This is a genomic window from Streptomyces fuscigenes (genome assembly GCF_021556455.1).
Taxonomy (GTDB): domain Bacteria; phylum Actinomycetota; class Actinomycetes; order Streptomycetales; family Streptomycetaceae; genus Streptomyces; species Streptomyces fuscigenes.
Genome location: NZ_JAKGCV010000092.1, coordinates 1 through 16,066, shown reverse-complemented (window position 1 = coordinate 16,066; position 16,066 = coordinate 1). Strand labels below are relative to the sequence as shown.

Below are 16,066 nucleotides of genomic sequence, written 5' to 3'. Positions count from 1 at the left end.
CCACCGGGCGCCCGGGCGCGCCCGGAGGGCGGTACGCGAGGGACACCGGCCATGCGGCCCGGGGCGTGCCCCGGCGCGCCGTCGGCGCGCGGAGGGGGCGCACGAAAGATGGCACTGTCCGAAAACCGACGCCGGTACGGCAGGCCCCGCAGCCGCCCGCGGGCCAGGAGGCCCGTGCGCCGCGGGCGCGGGCCGCGCGGGAGGGCGCCGCTGCGCCGGACGGGTGAGAGGGCGGGCAATCACGGTGCGCATATGCCGAGGGGCGGGCTCCCGCGACGGGGAGCCCGCCCCTCAGGACGTGACGTTTCTGCTGTTATGTCCCTGGGGGCGCAGGCCGTCAGGCGTCCTCGTGGGCCACCGCGCGCCTGGCGTCGGCGCCCAGCACGCCCCAGCTGATCAGCTGCTCCGTGAGGACCGACGGGGACTGGTCGTAGATCACGGCCAGCGTGCGGAGGTCGTCCTGGCGGATCGACAGCACCTTGCCGTTGTAGTCCCCGCGCTGGCTCTGGATCGTCGCCGCGTACCGCTGGAGGGGACCGGCCTTCTCCGCGGGCACGTGCGCGAGCCGCTCCAGGTCCAGGACCAGCTTCGGCGGCGGCTCGGCGGCCCCGCCGGGGGTCGTGCCGGGAAGCAGCTCCTGCACCGGGACGCCGTAGAAATCAGCGAGCTCGGCAAGGCGCTGCACGGTCACGGCACGGTCGCCGCGCTCGTACGAACCCACCACGACGGCCTTCCAGCGCCCCTGGGACTTCTCCTCCACACCGTGGAGCGAGAGACCCTGCTGGGTGCGGATGGCCCGAAGTTTGGTCCCGAGCTGTTTTGCGTATTCGCTGGACATATAGCTCCCCGGACGAAGTCTCGTAACTCACTGTAAGGTTACGCAGCGTTACCCTGATGCGTCAAGCCGGATGGTCCGTACCGGATACTCCCGAGGGTGCCCCGCGGGTGCCCCTTCCGCCACTGGTAGGATGCATGGCGCAATCATGACGTCCTTTAACGTCCGTCCCGTGAGGCGGAGAAGGAGGTCCGTTTTCCATGAGTTCCATGGATGCAGACAGCGCAGGCAGCGCACACAGCACGACACCGCCCGGTGCGGCCCGTCCCGTCCTCGAGGCGCCCGACATCGCCCGGGTGCTCACCCGCATCGCCCACGAGATCGTGGAACGCGCCAAGGGCGCGGACGACGTCACGATCCTCGGCATCCCCACCCGCGGCGTGTTCCTCGCCCGCAGGGTCGCGGCCAAGCTCGAGGAGATCACCGGCAGGGCGGTGCCCGTCGGCTCGCTCGACATCACGATGTACCGCGACGACCTGCGGCTGCGGCCGGCCCGCGCCCTCGCGCGCACCGACATCCCCGGCGAGGGGATCGACGGGAGGCTGGTCGTCCTCGTCGACGACGTCCTCTTCTCCGGCCGCACGATCCGCGCCGCGCTCGACGCCCTCGGCGACATCGGCCGCCCGCGCGCCGTCCAGCTCGCGGTCCTCGTCGACCGCGGCCACCGGGAGCTGCCCATCCGTGCCGACTACGTCGGCAAGAACCTCCCGACCTCCCTCAGGGAGACCGTGAAGGTGCAGCTCAGCGAGATGGACGGCCGGGACACCGTGCTGCTCGGCGTCGGGCGCTCCGCGTCCGGCGAACGGGACAGCGCGCAGCCGGCCTCCGGCGAGCGCTAGCCACCGTCCCCGGCGGGGACCGCCGCGCCCCGGCGCGAGGCCCCGTACCGAAATGCCACGGCTGCCGGCGCGCACCCGTGCGCGCCCCTGCACCAAGACCCACCGGAGCACACCGAGATGCTGCGTCTCCCCGGGGCCAACCCCCGGACACCAGGCCACCTGATCTCCGCCGCCGACCTCACCCGCGACGACGCCGTCCTCATCCTCGACACGGCCGAGGAGATGGCGCGCGTCGCCGACCGGCCGATCAAGAAGCTGCCGACCCTGCGCGGGCGGACCGTCGTCAACCTGTTCTTCGAGGACTCCACCCGGACCAGGACGTCCTTCGAGGTCGCCGCCAAGAGGCTGTCGGCCGACGTCATCAACTTCTCCGCCAAGGGCTCCTCGGTCTCCAAGGGCGAGTCCCTCAAGGACACCGCCCTCACCCTGGAGGCCATGGGCGCCGACGCCGTCGTCATCCGCCACGGCGCCTCCGGCGCCCCCTACCGCCTCGCCACCTCCGGCTGGATCGACGGCGCGGTCGTCAACGCGGGCGACGGCACCCACGAGCACCCCACGCAGGCCCTGCTGGACGCCTTCACCCTGCGCCGCAGGATCGTCGGCGCCGACGAGGGCCTCGGCAAGGACCTGGCCGGCGTGCGCGTCACGATCGTCGGCGACGTGCTGCACAGCCGCGTCGCCCGCTCCAACGTCCTGCTCCTGCACACCCTCGGCGCCGAGGTGACCCTGGTCGCCCCGCCGACCCTGGTGCCCGTCGGCGTCGGTTCCTGGCCCTGCCGGGTCTCCTACGACCTGGACGAGGCGCTGCCCGGCACGGACGCCGTGATGATGCTGCGCGTCCAGCGGGAGCGCATGAACGCGGCGTTCTTCCCCACCGAGCGCGAGTACTCCCGCCGCTACGGGCTCGACGCGGACCGAATGGACCGCATGCCGGACGGAGCCCTCGTGATGCATCCCGGTCCCATGAACCGCGGCATGGAGATCACCGCCGAGGTCGCCGACTCGCCGCGCGCCACGATCGTCGAGCAGGTCGCGAACGGCGTCTCCATCCGCATGGCCGTCCTGTACCTGCTGCTCGGCGGCAACGAGCCGGCCGTGGCCCACGCCCGAGCCACCGACCCCCGAGCGACCGAAGCGACCGTCACCGAGGAGAGCAAGTGAGCACGAACAAGATCCTGATCCGCGGTGCCCGGGTGCTCGGCGGCGACGCCCAGGACGTCCTGATCGACGGCGAGACGATCAGCCGGGTCGCACCCGGCCTCGACGCCGGCGGCGCCACGGTCGTCGAGGCCGCGGGGCAGATCCTGCTGCCGGGTCTCGTCGACCTCCACACGCACCTGCGCGAGCCGGGCCGCGAGGACTCCGAGACCGTCCTGACAGGCACGAGGGCCGCCGCGAAGGGCGGCTTCACCGCCGTCCACGCCATGGCCAACACCTTCCCCGTCGCCGACACCGCCGGCGTCGTCGAGCAGGTCTGGCGGCTCGGGCAGGCGTCCGGCTACTGCGACGTGCAGCCCGTCGGCGCGGTCACCGTCGGCCTGGAGGGCAAGCAGCTCGCCGAACTCGGCGCGATGCACGACTCGGCCGCGCAGGTCCGCGTCTTCTCCGACGACGGCAAGTGCGTGGACGACGCCGTGATCATGCGGCGCGCCCTGGAGTACGTGAAGGCGTTCGACGGCGTCGTCGCCCAGCACGCCCAGGAGCCCCGGCTCACCGAGGGCGCCCAGATGAACGAGGGCGTCGTCTCCTCCGAGCTCGGCCTCGGCGGCTGGCCCGCCGTCGCCGAGGAGTCGATCATCGCCCGCGACGTGCTGCTGGCCGCGCACGTCGGCTCGCGCGTGCACATCTGCCACCTCTCGACCGCGGGCTCCGTGGAGATCGTCCGCTGGGCCAAGTCCAAGGGCTGGAACGTCACCGCCGAGGTCACCCCGCACCACCTGCTCCTCACCGACGAGCTGGTGCGCTCCTACGACCCCGTCTACAAGGTCAACCCGCCGCTGCGCACCGACGCCGACGTGATGGCCCTGCGCGAGGCGCTGGCGGACGGCACGATCGACTGCGTCGCGACCGACCACGCGCCCCACCCGCACGAGGACAAGGACTGCGAGTGGGCCGCGGCCGCCATGGGCATGGTCGGCCTGGAGACGGCGCTGTCCGTGGTGCAGGAGACCATGGTCGACACCGGCCTCACCGACTGGGCGGGCGTCGCCGACCGGATGTCCCACCGCCCGGCCGCCATCGGCAGGCTCGCCGGCCACGGCCGCCCGATCGCGGCGGGCGAGCCCGCGAACCTGGTGCTCCTCGACCCGGCATACCGTGGAGCGGTGGACCCCGCGGACTTCGCCTCCCGCAGCCGCAACAGCCCCTACGCGGGCCGCGAGCTGCCGGGGCGCGTCACCCACACCTTCCTGCGGGGCAAGGCCACGGTCACCGACGGGAAGCTGGCATGACCTCTGCGCACCTCACCACCCTCCTGCCCACCGTCCCGCTCGCCGGGGACAAGCACTCGGCGCCCGTGACGGACTGGAGCGGCCGCATCGGCTGGGTCGTCGGCCTGGTGATCTTCATCGCCCTCGTCTACTGGCTGATGCGCCAGGGCTGGAAGTGGCGCGGCAGCCTCCAGTCGGACGTCCCCGAGCTGCCGGCCCTGCCGGAGCACCAGGGCGCGGTGAAGCTGACCCTCAGCGGCCGCTACCACGGCTCCACCAGCGCGGGCCAGTGGCTCGACCGCATCGTGGCCCACGGCCTCGGCGCCCGCAGCCGCGTCGAGCTGACCCTCACGGACGACGGCCTGGAGGTCGTGCGCCCCGGCGCGAACGACTTCTTCGTGCCGGCCGCACGGCTGCGCGAGGCCCGGCTCGACAAGGGCATCGCCGGGAAGGTGCTCGCCGAGGGCGGCCTCCTGGTCGTGACCTGGGAGCACGGCGGCCGCCTGCTCGACTCCGGCTTCCGCTCCGACCGCTCGGCGCAGCACCCCGCCTGGGTCGCCGCCGTCAACGCCCTGCCCTCGGCCGTACGCGCCGCCGGCGGCGAGGCCGCCCGGTCCGCCGCCCCCCGAACCCCCCAGACCGCCACAACGGAAGGCCCCGCACGATGACCCCCTCGTCCACCCGGGGAACCGCGTCCGCCAAGGCGACCCCCGCCGTACTCGTCCTGGAGGACGGCCGCACGTTCCGCGGCCGCGCCTACGGAGCGGTGGGGGAGACCTTCGGCGAGGCCGTGTTCTCCACCGGGATGTCCGGCTACCAGGAGACCCTGACCGACCCCTCCTACCACCGCCAGGTCGTCGTCATGACGGCCCCGCACGTCGGCAACACCGGCGTCAACGACGAGGACCGCGAGTCCCGCAGGATCTGGGTCTCCGGCTACGTCGTGCGCGACCCCGCGCGCCTCCCGTCGAACTGGCGCTCGCGCCGCACACTGGACGACGAGCTCGTCGAGCAGGGCGTCGTCGGCATCAGCGGCGTCGACACCCGAGCCCTGACCCGGCATCTGCGCGAGCGCGGCGCCATGCGCGTCGGCATCTTCTCCGGCGACGCGCTCGCCCCGGACGAGACGCTGCTGGAGCGCGTGCGGCAGGCCCCCGAGATGACCGGCGCGGACCTGTCCGCCGAGGTCACCACCGAGGAGGCGTACGTCGTGCCCGCGATCGGCGAGAAGAAGTTCACCGTCGCCGCCATCGACCTCGGCATCAAGGGCATGACCCCGCAGCGGATGGCCGAGCGCGGCATCGAGGTGCACGTCCTGCCCGCCACCGCGAGCGTGGAGGAGGTCTACGCGGTCGAGCCCGACGGCGTCTTCCTCGCCAACGGCCCCGGCGACCCGGCCACCGCCGACCTGACCGTCGTGCGCGGAGTCCTGGAGCGCGGCACCCCCCTGTTCGGGATCTGCTTCGGCAACCAGCTGATCGGCCGGGCCCTCGGCTTCGGCACCTACAAGCTGAAGTACGGCCACCGCGGGATCAACCAGCCCGTGCAGGACCGCACCACCGGCAAGGTCGAGGTCACGGCGCACAACCACGGCTTCGCCGTGGACGCCCCGCTCGACGGCACCAGCGAGACGCCCTACGGCCCCGCCGAGGTCACCCACGTCTGCCTCAACGACGACGTCGTCGAGGGGCTGCGCCTGGTCGACCGCCCGGTCTTCAGCGTCCAGTACCACCCCGAGGCCGCCGCCGGACCCCACGACGCCGCCTACCTGTTCGACCGCTTCACCCAGCTCATGGAGGACCAGCGTGCCTAAGCGCACCGATATCCAGTCCGTCCTGGTCATCGGATCGGGACCGATCGTCATCGGCCAGGCCGCTGAGTTCGACTACTCCGGCACCCAGGCCTGCCGCGTCCTGCGCGCGGAGGGCCTGCGGGTCGTCCTGGTGAACTCGAACCCGGCCACGATCATGACCGACCCGGAGATCGCCGACGCCACGTACGTCGAGCCGATCACCCCGGAGTTCGTCGAGAAGATCATCGCCAAGGAGCGCCCGGACGCGCTGCTGGCCACCCTCGGCGGCCAGACCGCGCTGAACACCGCGATCTCCCTGCACGCGGCCGGCACCCTCGACAAGTACGGCGTCGAGCTGATCGGCGCCAACGTCGAGGCGATCAACAAGGGCGAGGACCGCGAGCTGTTCAAGGACGTCGTGGAGGAGGTCCGGCGCAAGATCGGCCACGGCGAGTCGGCCCGCTCGGTGATCTGCCACTCCATGGACGACGTCCTCGGGGGCGTCGAGGAACTCGGCGGCTACCCCGTGGTCGTGCGCCCCTCCTTCACGATGGGCGGCGCGGGCTCCGGCTTCGCGCACACCGAGGAGGACCTGCGCCGCATCGCCGGCCAGGGCCTGATGCTCTCGCCGACCACCGAGGTGCTCCTGGAGGAGTCCATCCTCGGCTGGAAGGAGTACGAGCTGGAGCTGATGCGCGACCGCAACGACAACGTCGTGGTCGTCTGCTCCATCGAGAACTTCGACCCGATGGGCGTCCACACCGGCGACTCGATCACCGTCGCGCCCGCGATGACGCTGACCGACCGCGAGTACCAGACGATGCGGGACATCGGCATCGCCGTGATCCGCGAGGTCGGCGTCGACACCGGCGGCTGCAACATCCAGTTCGCGGTCAACCCCGAGGACGGCCGGGTCATCGTCATCGAGATGAACCCGCGCGTCTCGCGGTCCTCCGCCCTCGCCTCCAAGGCGACCGGCTTCCCGATCGCGAAGATCGCGGCGAAGCTCGCCGTGGGCTACACGCTGGACGAGATCCCGAACGACATCACCGAGAAGACGCCGGCCTCCTTCGAGCCGACGCTCGACTACGTCGTCGTCAAGGTGCCCCGCTTCGCGTTCGAGAAGTTCCCCGCCGCGGACTCGTCCCTCACGACCACCATGAAGTCGGTCGGCGAGGCCATGGCCATAGGCCGCAACTTCACCGAGGCCCTGCAGAAGGCGCTGCGCTCGCTGGAGAAGGCCGGCAGCCAGTTCGACTTCACCGGCGACGCGGCCGGCCTCGACAAGGCCGCCCTGCTGGAGACCGCGGGCACCCCCACCGACGGCCGCATCAACACCGTCATGCGGGCGATCCGGGCGGGCGCCAGTCAGGAGGAGGTCTTCGACGCGACGCGGATCGACCCCTGGTTCGTCGACCAGCTCTTCCTGATCAAGGAGCTCGCCGACGAGCTCGCCGCCGCCCCCGAACTCGGCGCGGACCTGCTCGCCGAGGCCAAGCGCCACGGCTTCTCCGACGCGCAGATCGCCGGGATCCGCGGGCTGCGCGAGGACGTCGTGCGCGAGGTGCGCCACGCCCTCGGCGTCCGCCCGGTCTACAAGACCGTCGACACCTGCGCCGCCGAGTTCGAGGCCAGGACGCCGTACTTCTACTCCTCCTACGACGAGGAGAGCGAGGTCGCGCCCCGCGAGAAGCCCGCGGTGATCATCCTCGGCTCGGGGCCGAACCGCATCGGGCAGGGCATCGAGTTCGACTACTCGTGCGTCCACGCGTCCTTCGCGCTGCACGACGCCGGCTACGAGACCGTCATGGTCAACTGCAACCCGGAGACCGTCTCCACCGACTACGACACCTCCGACCGGCTCTACTTCGAGCCGCTCACCCTGGAGGACGTCCTGGAGATCGTCCACGCGGAGACCGAGGCCGGCCCCGTCGCGGGCGTCGTCGTCCAGCTCGGCGGCCAGACCCCGCTGGGCCTCGCGCAGGCCCTCAAGGACAACGGCGTGCCCGTCGTCGGCACCTCGCCCGAGGCCATCCACCTCGCCGAGGACCGCGGCGCGTTCGGACGGGTCCTCGCCGAGGCCGGACTGCCCGCACCCAAGCACGGCACCGCCACGTCCTTCCCCGGCGCCAAGGCGATCGCCGACGAGATCGGCTACCCGGTCCTCGTGCGGCCCTCGTACGTGCTCGGCGGGCGCGGCATGGAGATCGTCTACGACGAGACCCGGCTCGCCTCGTACATCGAGGAGTCCACGGAGATCAGCCCCACCCGGCCGGTCCTCGTCGACCGGTTCCTCGACGACGCCATCGAGATCGACGTCGACGCGCTCTACGACGGCACCGAGCTCTACCTCGGCGGCGTCATGGAGCACATCGAGGAGGCCGGCATCCACTCCGGCGACTCGGCGTGCGCGCTGCCGCCCATCACGCTCGGCGGCTACGACATCAAGCGGCTGCGCGCCTCCACCGAGGCCATCGCCCGGGGCGTCGGCGTCCGCGGTCTGATCAACATCCAGTTCGCACTGGCCGGGGACATCCTCTACGTGCTGGAGGCCAACCCCCGCGCCTCGCGCACCGTGCCCTTCACGTCCAAGGCGACGGCCGTGCCGCTCGCCAAGGCCGCGGCCCGCATCTCGCTCGGCGCCACCGTCGCCGAACTGCGCGCCGAGGGGCTGCTGCCCAGCGGCGGCGACGGCGGCGACCTCCCGCTCGACGCGCCGATCTCCGTCAAGGAGGCCGTCATGCCCTGGTCGCGCTTCCGCGACATCCAGGGCCGCGGCGTCGACACGGTCCTCGGCCCGGAGATGCGCTCCACCGGCGAGGTCATGGGCATCGACTCCGTCTTCGGCACGGCGTACGCCAAGTCGCAGGCCGGGGCGTACGGGCCGCTGCCGACCAAGGGCCGCGCCTTCATCTCCGTCGCCAACCGGGACAAGCGCTCGATGATCTTCCCGGCGCGCGAGCTGGTCGCCCACGGCTTCGAGCTGCTGGCGACCTCCGGCACCGCGGAGGTGCTGCGGCGCAACGGCATCAACGCCACCGTCGTGCGCAAGCAGAGCGAGGGCGAGGGGCCGGGCGGCGAGCCGACCATCGTCCAGCTGATCCACGCGGGCGGCGTCGACCTCATCGTCAACACCCCGTACGGCACGGGCGGCCGCCTCGACGGCTACGACATCCGCACGGCCGCCGTCGCGCGCGCCGTGCCGTGCCTGACGACGGTGCAGGCGCTCGCCGCCGCCGTCCAGGGCATCGACGCGCTCAACCACGGCGGGGTCGGCGTCCGCTCCCTCCAGGAGCACGCCGAGCACCTGACCGCCGCGAGGGAGGACTGAGGCGCCGCATGTACGCCTTCTTCTTCCGGCTCGTCTTCCGCCGCATGGACGCCGAGCGGGCCCACCACCTCGCGTTCCGGTGGATCCGGCTGGCGGCGCGGGTGCCGGTCCTGCGCACGTACGTGGCCGGCGCCCTGGCGCCCCGCTACGAGGAACTGCGCACCGAGGCCCTCGGGCTGCGGATGCACGGCCCCTTCGGGCTGGCCGCGGGCTTCGACAAGAACGCGGTCGCGATCGACGGCATGGCGATGCTCGGCTTCGACCACGTCGAGATCGGCACGGTCACGGCGCGGCCGCAGCCGGGCAACCCCCCAAAGCGGCTGTTCCGCCTGGTCGCCGACCGGGCGCTGATCAACCGCATGGGGTTCAACAACGACGGGTCGGTCGCGGTCGCGGCCCGGCTCGGCGCGCGCCGTGAGACGTTCCGCACGGTCGTCGGCGTCAACATCGGCAAGACGAAGGCCGTGCCGGAGGCCGAGGCCGTCGGCGACTACGTGGCGTCCGCCGAGCGGCTCGCACCGCACGCCGACTACCTGGTGGTCAACGTCAGCTCGCCGAACACACCCGGCCTGCGCGACCTCCAGGCCGTCGGGCACCTGCGGCCGCTGCTGAGCGCCGTGCGGGAGGCCGCCGACCGGGCCGTGCCCGCCCGGCGCGTCCCGCTGCTCGTGAAGATCGCCCCGGACCTCGCGGACGAGGACGTCGACGCCGTCGCCGACCTCGCCGTCGAACTCGGGCTGGACGGGATCATCGCCACGAACACGACGATCGCCCGCGACGGCCTCGGCCTCAGGTCGCCCGCCGCGCTGACGGCCGAGACCGGCGGCCTGTCCGGCGCGCCCCTGAAGAAGCGGTCGCTGGAGGTCCTGCGGCGCCTGTACGCGCGCGTCGGCGACCGCATCACCCTGGTGGGCGTGGGCGGCGTCGCGGACGCCGAGGACGCCTGGCAGCGCATCCTCGCCGGCGCCACCCTCGTGCAGGGCTACAGCGCCTTCATCTACCAGGGGCCCTTCTGGGCCCGGGGGATCCACAAGGGCCTGGCCGCGCGCCTGGCCGCGAGCCCGTACGCGACGCTCGCCGACGCGGTCGGCGCCGAGGCGGGGAAGGTGACCGCGTGAGCGGCTGCGAGAACGGCCGCGCGAGCGGCTGCGAGAACGGTCGCGCGAGCGGCTCCGAGGGGGATCGCGTGGGCTCGGTGGAGCCGTTCGGGGCGCGCCTGCGGCGGGCCATGGACACCCGCGGCCCGCTGTGCGTCGGCATCGACCCGCACGCGGCGCTGCTGTCGGCGTGGGGGCTGGGCGACGACGTCGCCGGCCTGGAGCGGTTCGCCCGCACGACCGTGGAGGCGCTGGCCGGCCGGGTGGCCGTGCTCAAGCCGCAGTCGGCGTTCTTCGAGCGCTTCGGCTCGCGGGGCGTCGCGGCCTTGGAGCGGACGGTCGCGGACGCGCGGGCGGCCGGCGCGCTGGTGCTGATGGACGCCAAGCGCGGCGACATCGGCTCCACGATGGCCGCCTACGCGTCGACCTACCTGGATCCCGGCTCCCCGCTGTTCTCGGACGCGGTGACGCTCTCCCCGTACCTGGGCTTCGGCTCCCTGCGGCCCGCGCTCGACCTGGCGCAGGCGAGCGGCGCGGGCGTCTTCGTCCTCGCGCTCACCTCGAACCCGGAGGGCGCGGAGGTGCAGCGCGCCGCCGCCGCGGACGGCCGGTCGCTCGCGCAGGTGGTGCTCGACCACATCGCACGGGAGAACCGGGAAGACCGGAAGAACCGGGCGCACTCCGGGAGCTCCGGGAGCTCCGGGACCTCCGGGACCTCAGGAAACGGAGGGAATCCGCCGGACCCGGAGAACCCGGGCGGCGCCGGCGCCCGGGTGCTCGGCTCGGTGGGCGCGGTGGTCGGCGCGACCCTCGGTGACGCGGGAGTGGACCTCCTCGGTGTGAACGGGCCGCTGCTCGCGCCCGGCATCGGCGCGCAGGGCGCGACGCCCGCCGATCTGCCGGCGGTCTTCGGCGCCGCGGTGGGCGACGTGGTGCCGAGCGTGAGCCGCGGCATCCTCCGGCACGGGCCCGGCGCGGCGGCCCTGAGGGAGGCAGCGGAGCGCCTCTCCGACGAGGTGAGAGCCGCTGTGGGCCACCGGAATGAGGGGTTCAGGTAAAGGCTGGAGTCGAAAAGAGGTGCGGAATGTCGGAAATATGCCGGTCGAGCGATGCTGACCAGGGACTTTTCATCTGTTCTCGCTGACTCCGGCGGTCGAGGCCGATAGTCTCCCCACCAGAGACAGCGGGCGAACCCTCGTCCGTTGCTCGCCTGGTGCGGGGGTGCAGCTCCCGCGCCGGTCCGTATCCGACAGTTCGACATCCGAGGTGACGTAGGCGTGGCTCTTCCGCCCCTTACCCCTGAACAGCGCAAAGCCGCGCTCGACAAGGCCGCCGCGGCTCGCAAGGAGCGGGCCGAGGTCAAGAACCGACTCAAGCACTCCGGTGCGTCCCTGCACGACGTCATCAAGCAGGGCCAGGAGAACGACGTCATCGGCAAGATGAAGGTCTCCGCCCTGCTCGAGTCGCTGCCCGGCGTCGGCAAGGTCCGTGCGAAGCAGATCATGGAGCGCCTCGGCATCTCCGAGAGCCGCCGTGTGCGCGGTCTGGGCTCGAACCAGATCGCTTCCCTCGAGCGTGAGTTCGGCAGCACCACGGCGTGAGGTTTCCGGGCACTCCCGGAAACCTGGATAATCGCTGCATGGCAGCAGAGGCACGTCAGCGGCTGACCGTGCTCTCCGGGCCCTCCGGGGTCGGCAAGAGCACGGTCGTCGCGCATATGCGCAAGGCCCATCCCGAGGTATGGCTCTCGGTGTCGGCGACGACGAGGAAGCCACGGCCGGGCGAGCGCCACGGCGTCCAGTACTTCTTCGTGACGGACGACGAGTTCGACAAGCTCGTCGCCAACGGCGAGCTGCTGGAATGGGCCGAATTCGCGGGCAACCGCTACGGCACGCCCCGCGCGGCGGTCCTCGACCGGCTCGACGCGGGCGAGCCCGTGCTGCTGGAGATCGACCTCCAGGGCGCCCGGCAGGTCCGGGAGTCCATGGGGGAGTCCCGGCTCGTCTTCCTGGCCCCGCCCGACTGGGACGAACTGGTGCGCAGGCTGACGGGTCGCGGGACCGAGCCGGCCGACGTGATCGAGCGCAGGCTCGCCGCCGCGCGGATCGAGCTCGCCGCCGAGTCCGAGTTCGACACCACCCTGGTCAACACCTCCGTCGAGGACGTCGCGCGCGAGCTGCTAGCCTTGATGGAAGTGTCTTGATTCAGGACTTCCCGGCCGGACCGCTCGGCGCGTTCGCCACCGGCCCGTCCGGCTCCTGAATTCCTGGATCCCTGTTCAATCTTCGGAAGGCCAGAGAGTGTCCTCTTCCATGACCCCGCCCGAGGGCATCATCAACCCGCCGATCGACGAGCTGCTCGAGGCCACGGACTCCAAGTACAGCCTGGTGATCTACGCGGCCAAGCGCGCCCGCCAGATCAACGCGTACTACTCGCAGCTCGGTGAGGGCCTGCTGGAGTACGTGGGCCCGCTCGTGGACACCCACGTGCACGAGAAGCCCCTCTCGATCGCCCTGCGCGAGATCAACGCGGGGCTGCTGACCTCCGAGGCCATCGAGGCCCCGGCCCAGTAGCGTCGCGGAACGCTCGCGAGCGGGTTGGTCATATGATCGACGCGTTGTCCACAGGCCCGGCAGACGACTGCCGGGCCTGTGGTGTGTCATGGGAGCAGTGGGAACGGGGCGGACCGTCCCCCGCGGCAGCCGGGAGCAGGAAGCATGGCGGACAGGCCGAAGGTCGTTCTGGGAGTGGCGGGCGGCATCGCCGCGTACAAGGCGTGTGAGCTGCTGCGCAGGCTCACCGAGTCGGGGCACGAGGTGACCGTGGTGCCCACGGCCTCCGCGCTCCACTTCGTCGGTGAGGCCACCTGGTCCGCGCTGTCCGGGCGCCCGGTGTCCACGGAGGTCTGGAAGGACGTCCACGAGGTGCCGCACGTGCGCACGGGCAAGGCCGCCGACCTGGTCGTCGTCGCCCCGGCCACGGCGGACCTGCTGGCGAAGGCGGCGCACGGCCTGGCGGACGACCTGCTGACCAACACCCTCCTGACGGCGCGCTGCCCCGTCGTCTTCGCGCCCGCCATGCACACGGAGATGTGGGAGCACCCGGCCACCCGGGAGAACGTGGCGACCCTGCGGCGGCGCGGCGCGATCGTCGTGGAACCGGCCGTCGGCCGGCTCACGGGCGTGGACACCGGCAAGGGACGCCTGCCCGATCCCGGGGAGATCTTCGAGGTCTGCCGCAGGGCGCTCGCGCGCGGGGCCGGGGAGCCGGACCTCGCCGGCCGGCACGTGGTGATCAGCGCGGGCGGCACCCGCGAACCCCTCGACCCGGTCCGCTTCCTCGGCAACCGCTCGTCCGGCAAGCAGGGCTTCGCCCTCGCCCGCACGGCGGTGGCGCGGGGCGCCCGCGTGACGCTCATCGAGGCGAACACGGGCCTGGCCGACCCGGCGGGCGCCGACGTGGTCCACGTCGGGACGGCCCTGGAGCTGCGCGACGCCGCGCTCAAGGCCGTCGCGGACGCCGACGCGGTGGTGATGGCCGCCGCGGTGGCGGACTTCCGGCCCGCCGCGTACGCGACGGGCAAGATCAAGAAGAAGGACGGGGCCGAGCCCGCCCCGCTGGAGCTCGTGCGCAACCCGGACATCCTGGCGGAGCTCTCGGCCGTGCGGCCGGTGCCCGGCCAGGTCGTCGTGGGCTTCGCGGCCGAGACGGACGACGTCCTCGACAACGGGCGCGCGAAGCTCCGCCGCAAGGGCTGCGACCTGCTCGTGGTCAACGAGGTCGGGGTCGACAAGACCTTCGGCGCCGCCGAGAGCGAGGCCGTGGTGCTGGCCGCGGACGGGGGCGAGACGGTCGTGCCCTACGGGCCGAAGGAGGCGCTCGCGGACACCGTCTGGGACCTGGTGGCGCCACGCTTGCCCAGGTCATGACAGCGGAGTCCGCATGCTGGGCGGCCGTCCCGCGAAGTGGACGGCGCGCCGGGGCGCGCGAGACGCAAAAATTCCGGCAAAAAGGGTGATAAGCCCTTCCCTGTGCGTATCGCGCGCGGGTAAGACGGGCCACACCGCGACCACGGAGCGAGATACCTGGACTCCCGGCGCGGGGCGACCGATAAACTGGCGCCAGAGTAGGGCCGGGAGCAGCCTCCAGTCCGTACTCCACAGCCGTAAATGATCAGCTGATCAGTCAGCAGCCGCTGCAACCCCAGGGAGCGATGTGTCCCGCCGCCTGTTCACCTCGGAGTCCGTGACCGAGGGTCACCCCGACAAGATCGCTGACCAGATCAGCGACACCATCCTCGACGCGCTTCTGACCGAGGACCCCGCCTCGCGTGTCGCCGTCGAGACCCTGATCACCACGGGTCTCGTCCACGTCGCCGGCGAGGTGACGACGAAGGCGTACGCCCCGATCGCCCAGCTGGTCCGCAACAAGATCCTCGAAATCGGCTACGACTCCTCGAAGAAGGGCTTCGACGGCGCCTCCTGCGGCGTGTCGGTGTCCATCGGCGCGCAGTCGCCCGACATCGCGCAGGGCGTCGACTCGGCGTACGAGAAGCGCGTCGGCGGTGCCGCCTCCGGCGTCGACGACGACGACCTGGACAAGCAGGGCGCCGGCGACCAGGGCCTGATGTTCGGCTACGCGTGCGACGAGACGCCCGAGCTGATGCCGCTGCCGATCTACCTCGCGCACCGGCTCTCCCGCCGCCTCTCCGAGGTCCGCAAGAACGGGACCATCCCGTACCTGCGCCCGGACGGCAAGACGCAGGTCACCATCGAGTACGACGGCGACAAGGCCGTCCGCCTCGACACGGTCGTCGTCTCCTCGCAGCACGCCTCCGACATCGACCTCGACTCGCTCCTCGCGCCCGACATCCGCGAGTTCGTGGTGGAGCACGTGCTCCAGCAGCTCGTGGAGGACGGCATCAAGCTGGAGACCGAGGGCTACCGCCTGCTCGTCAACCCCACGGGCCGGTTCGAGATCGGCGGCCCGATGGGCGACGCGGGCCTCACCGGCCGCAAGATCATCATCGACACCTACGGCGGCATGGCCCGCCACGGCGGCGGTGCCTTCTCCGGCAAGGACCCGTCGAAGGTCGACCGCTCGGCCGCCTACGCGATGCGCTGGGTCGCCAAGAACGTCGTCGCCGCGGGCCTCGCCGCCCGCTGCGAGGTCCAGGTCGCCTACGCGATCGGCAAGGCCGAGCCGGTCGGCCTGTTCGTGGAGACCTTCGGCACCGCCACCGTCGACCACGAGAAGATCGAGAAGGCGATCGCGCAGGTCTTCGACCTGCGTCCGGCCGCGATCATCCGCGACCTCGACCTGCTGCGCCCGATCTACGCGAAGACGGCGGCCTACGGCCACTTCGGCCGGGAGCTGCCCGAGTTCACCTGGGAGCGCACGGACCGCGTCGACGCGCTCCGCGAGGCCACGGGCGTCTGACCCGCACCCGTACGAGGCGCGGCACGCGACGCACAGCAGGGGCCCGGCCCTCCGCCACGGCGGGGGACCGGGCCCCGGCGCGTCGGGCCCGTGTCCGTGGTGGAGTTCACCCGCACCGCGCCCGGGACCGCGTCGAGGCGTCCCTCGCCGAGCACGCGGCGCGGCTGGAGCGGGACCACGGGGAGGGCCGCGCCGTGCTCGCCCCGGGACGGAAGGTCCCGCGCGACGGGGGCCGGCCCTCGTCACCGCCGAGTACCGCGCCGCCGCCGGGCGACGGGCGGCCGACGACCTTCCCCGGCCCCCG

The 16,066-nt window shown here is 72.4% G+C and carries 14 protein-coding genes; 13 read left to right on the top strand and 1 reads right to left on the bottom strand.

The features are described from left to right. Window positions 1-337: 337 nt before the first annotated feature. A complete protein-coding gene (bldD, locus tag L1885_RS11025; protein WP_235796870.1) occupies window positions 338-838 on the bottom strand; it encodes a transcriptional regulator BldD in 501 nt (166 codons plus the stop codon). A 197-nt stretch (window positions 839-1,035) separates the two neighbouring features. Between bldD and pyrR the strand changes: the two genes are divergently transcribed. From pyrR to metK, 13 genes are all read left to right on the top strand, one after another. Continuing rightward, window positions 1,036-1,674, top strand: a complete 639-nt coding sequence (pyrR, locus tag L1885_RS11020; protein WP_308117304.1) for a bifunctional pyr operon transcriptional regulator/uracil phosphoribosyltransferase PyrR — start codon at window positions 1,036-1,038, stop codon at window positions 1,672-1,674. A gap of 117 nt (window positions 1,675-1,791) precedes the next feature. After that, window positions 1,792-2,835, top strand: a complete 1,044-nt coding sequence (locus tag L1885_RS11015) for an aspartate carbamoyltransferase catalytic subunit (RefSeq protein ID WP_235796869.1) — start codon at window positions 1,792-1,794, stop codon at window positions 2,833-2,835. Next, window positions 2,832-4,124 carry a dihydroorotase gene (locus L1885_RS11010; protein WP_235796868.1) on the top strand — a complete coding sequence of 431 codons (1,293 nt, stop codon included), beginning with the start codon at window positions 2,832-2,834 and terminating at the stop codon, window positions 4,122-4,124. Before L1885_RS11015 ends, L1885_RS11010 begins: the two co-directional genes overlap by 4 nt. Further along, window positions 4,121-4,771, top strand: a complete 651-nt coding sequence (locus L1885_RS11005) for a PH-like domain-containing protein (RefSeq protein WP_235796867.1) — start codon at window positions 4,121-4,123, stop codon at window positions 4,769-4,771. Before L1885_RS11010 ends, L1885_RS11005 begins: the two co-directional genes overlap by 4 nt. Then, on the top strand, window positions 4,768-5,916 hold the full coding sequence (gene carA, locus L1885_RS11000; RefSeq protein ID WP_235796866.1) for a glutamine-hydrolyzing carbamoyl-phosphate synthase small subunit: 1,149 nt from the start codon (window positions 4,768-4,770) through the stop codon (window positions 5,914-5,916). The genes L1885_RS11005 and carA overlap by 4 nt, the downstream gene beginning before the upstream one ends. After that, complete coding sequence (gene carB, locus L1885_RS10995) at window positions 5,909-9,226, top strand: carbamoyl-phosphate synthase large subunit (RefSeq protein ID WP_235796865.1); 3,318 nt, start codon at window positions 5,909-5,911, stop codon at window positions 9,224-9,226. Before carA ends, carB begins: the two co-directional genes overlap by 8 nt. A gap of 8 nt (window positions 9,227-9,234) precedes the next feature. Next, window positions 9,235-10,344 (top strand): quinone-dependent dihydroorotate dehydrogenase, encoded by a 1,110-nt coding sequence (locus L1885_RS10990; RefSeq protein WP_235796864.1) that lies wholly within the window; start codon window positions 9,235-9,237, stop codon window positions 10,342-10,344. A gap of 77 nt (window positions 10,345-10,421) precedes the next feature. After that, window positions 10,422-11,381, top strand: coding sequence for an orotidine-5'-phosphate decarboxylase (pyrF, locus tag L1885_RS10985; protein WP_308117305.1), 960 nt, complete (start codon window positions 10,422-10,424; stop codon window positions 11,379-11,381). Between the two features lie 219 nt (window positions 11,382-11,600). After that, entirely contained in the window at window positions 11,601-11,924 is a 324-nt protein-coding gene (locus tag L1885_RS10980; RefSeq protein ID WP_235796863.1) for an integration host factor, actinobacterial type, read from the top strand. A 38-nt stretch (window positions 11,925-11,962) separates the two neighbouring features. Next, a complete protein-coding gene (gmk, locus tag L1885_RS10975) occupies window positions 11,963-12,526 on the top strand; it encodes a guanylate kinase (protein WP_235796862.1) in 564 nt (187 codons plus the stop codon). A gap of 97 nt (window positions 12,527-12,623) precedes the next feature. Next, complete coding sequence (gene rpoZ, locus L1885_RS10970; RefSeq protein ID WP_030907161.1) at window positions 12,624-12,896, top strand: DNA-directed RNA polymerase subunit omega; 273 nt, start codon at window positions 12,624-12,626, stop codon at window positions 12,894-12,896. A gap of 144 nt (window positions 12,897-13,040) precedes the next feature. Further along, window positions 13,041-14,252, top strand: a complete 1,212-nt coding sequence (gene coaBC, locus L1885_RS10965; RefSeq protein ID WP_235796861.1) for a bifunctional phosphopantothenoylcysteine decarboxylase/phosphopantothenate--cysteine ligase CoaBC — start codon at window positions 13,041-13,043, stop codon at window positions 14,250-14,252. Window positions 14,253-14,538: 286 nt separating this feature from the next. Then, window positions 14,539-15,762 carry a methionine adenosyltransferase gene (metK, locus tag L1885_RS10960; protein ID WP_235796860.1) on the top strand — a complete coding sequence of 408 codons (1,224 nt, stop codon included), beginning with the start codon at window positions 14,539-14,541 and terminating at the stop codon, window positions 15,760-15,762. The last annotated feature ends 304 nt before the right edge of the window (window positions 15,763-16,066 follow it).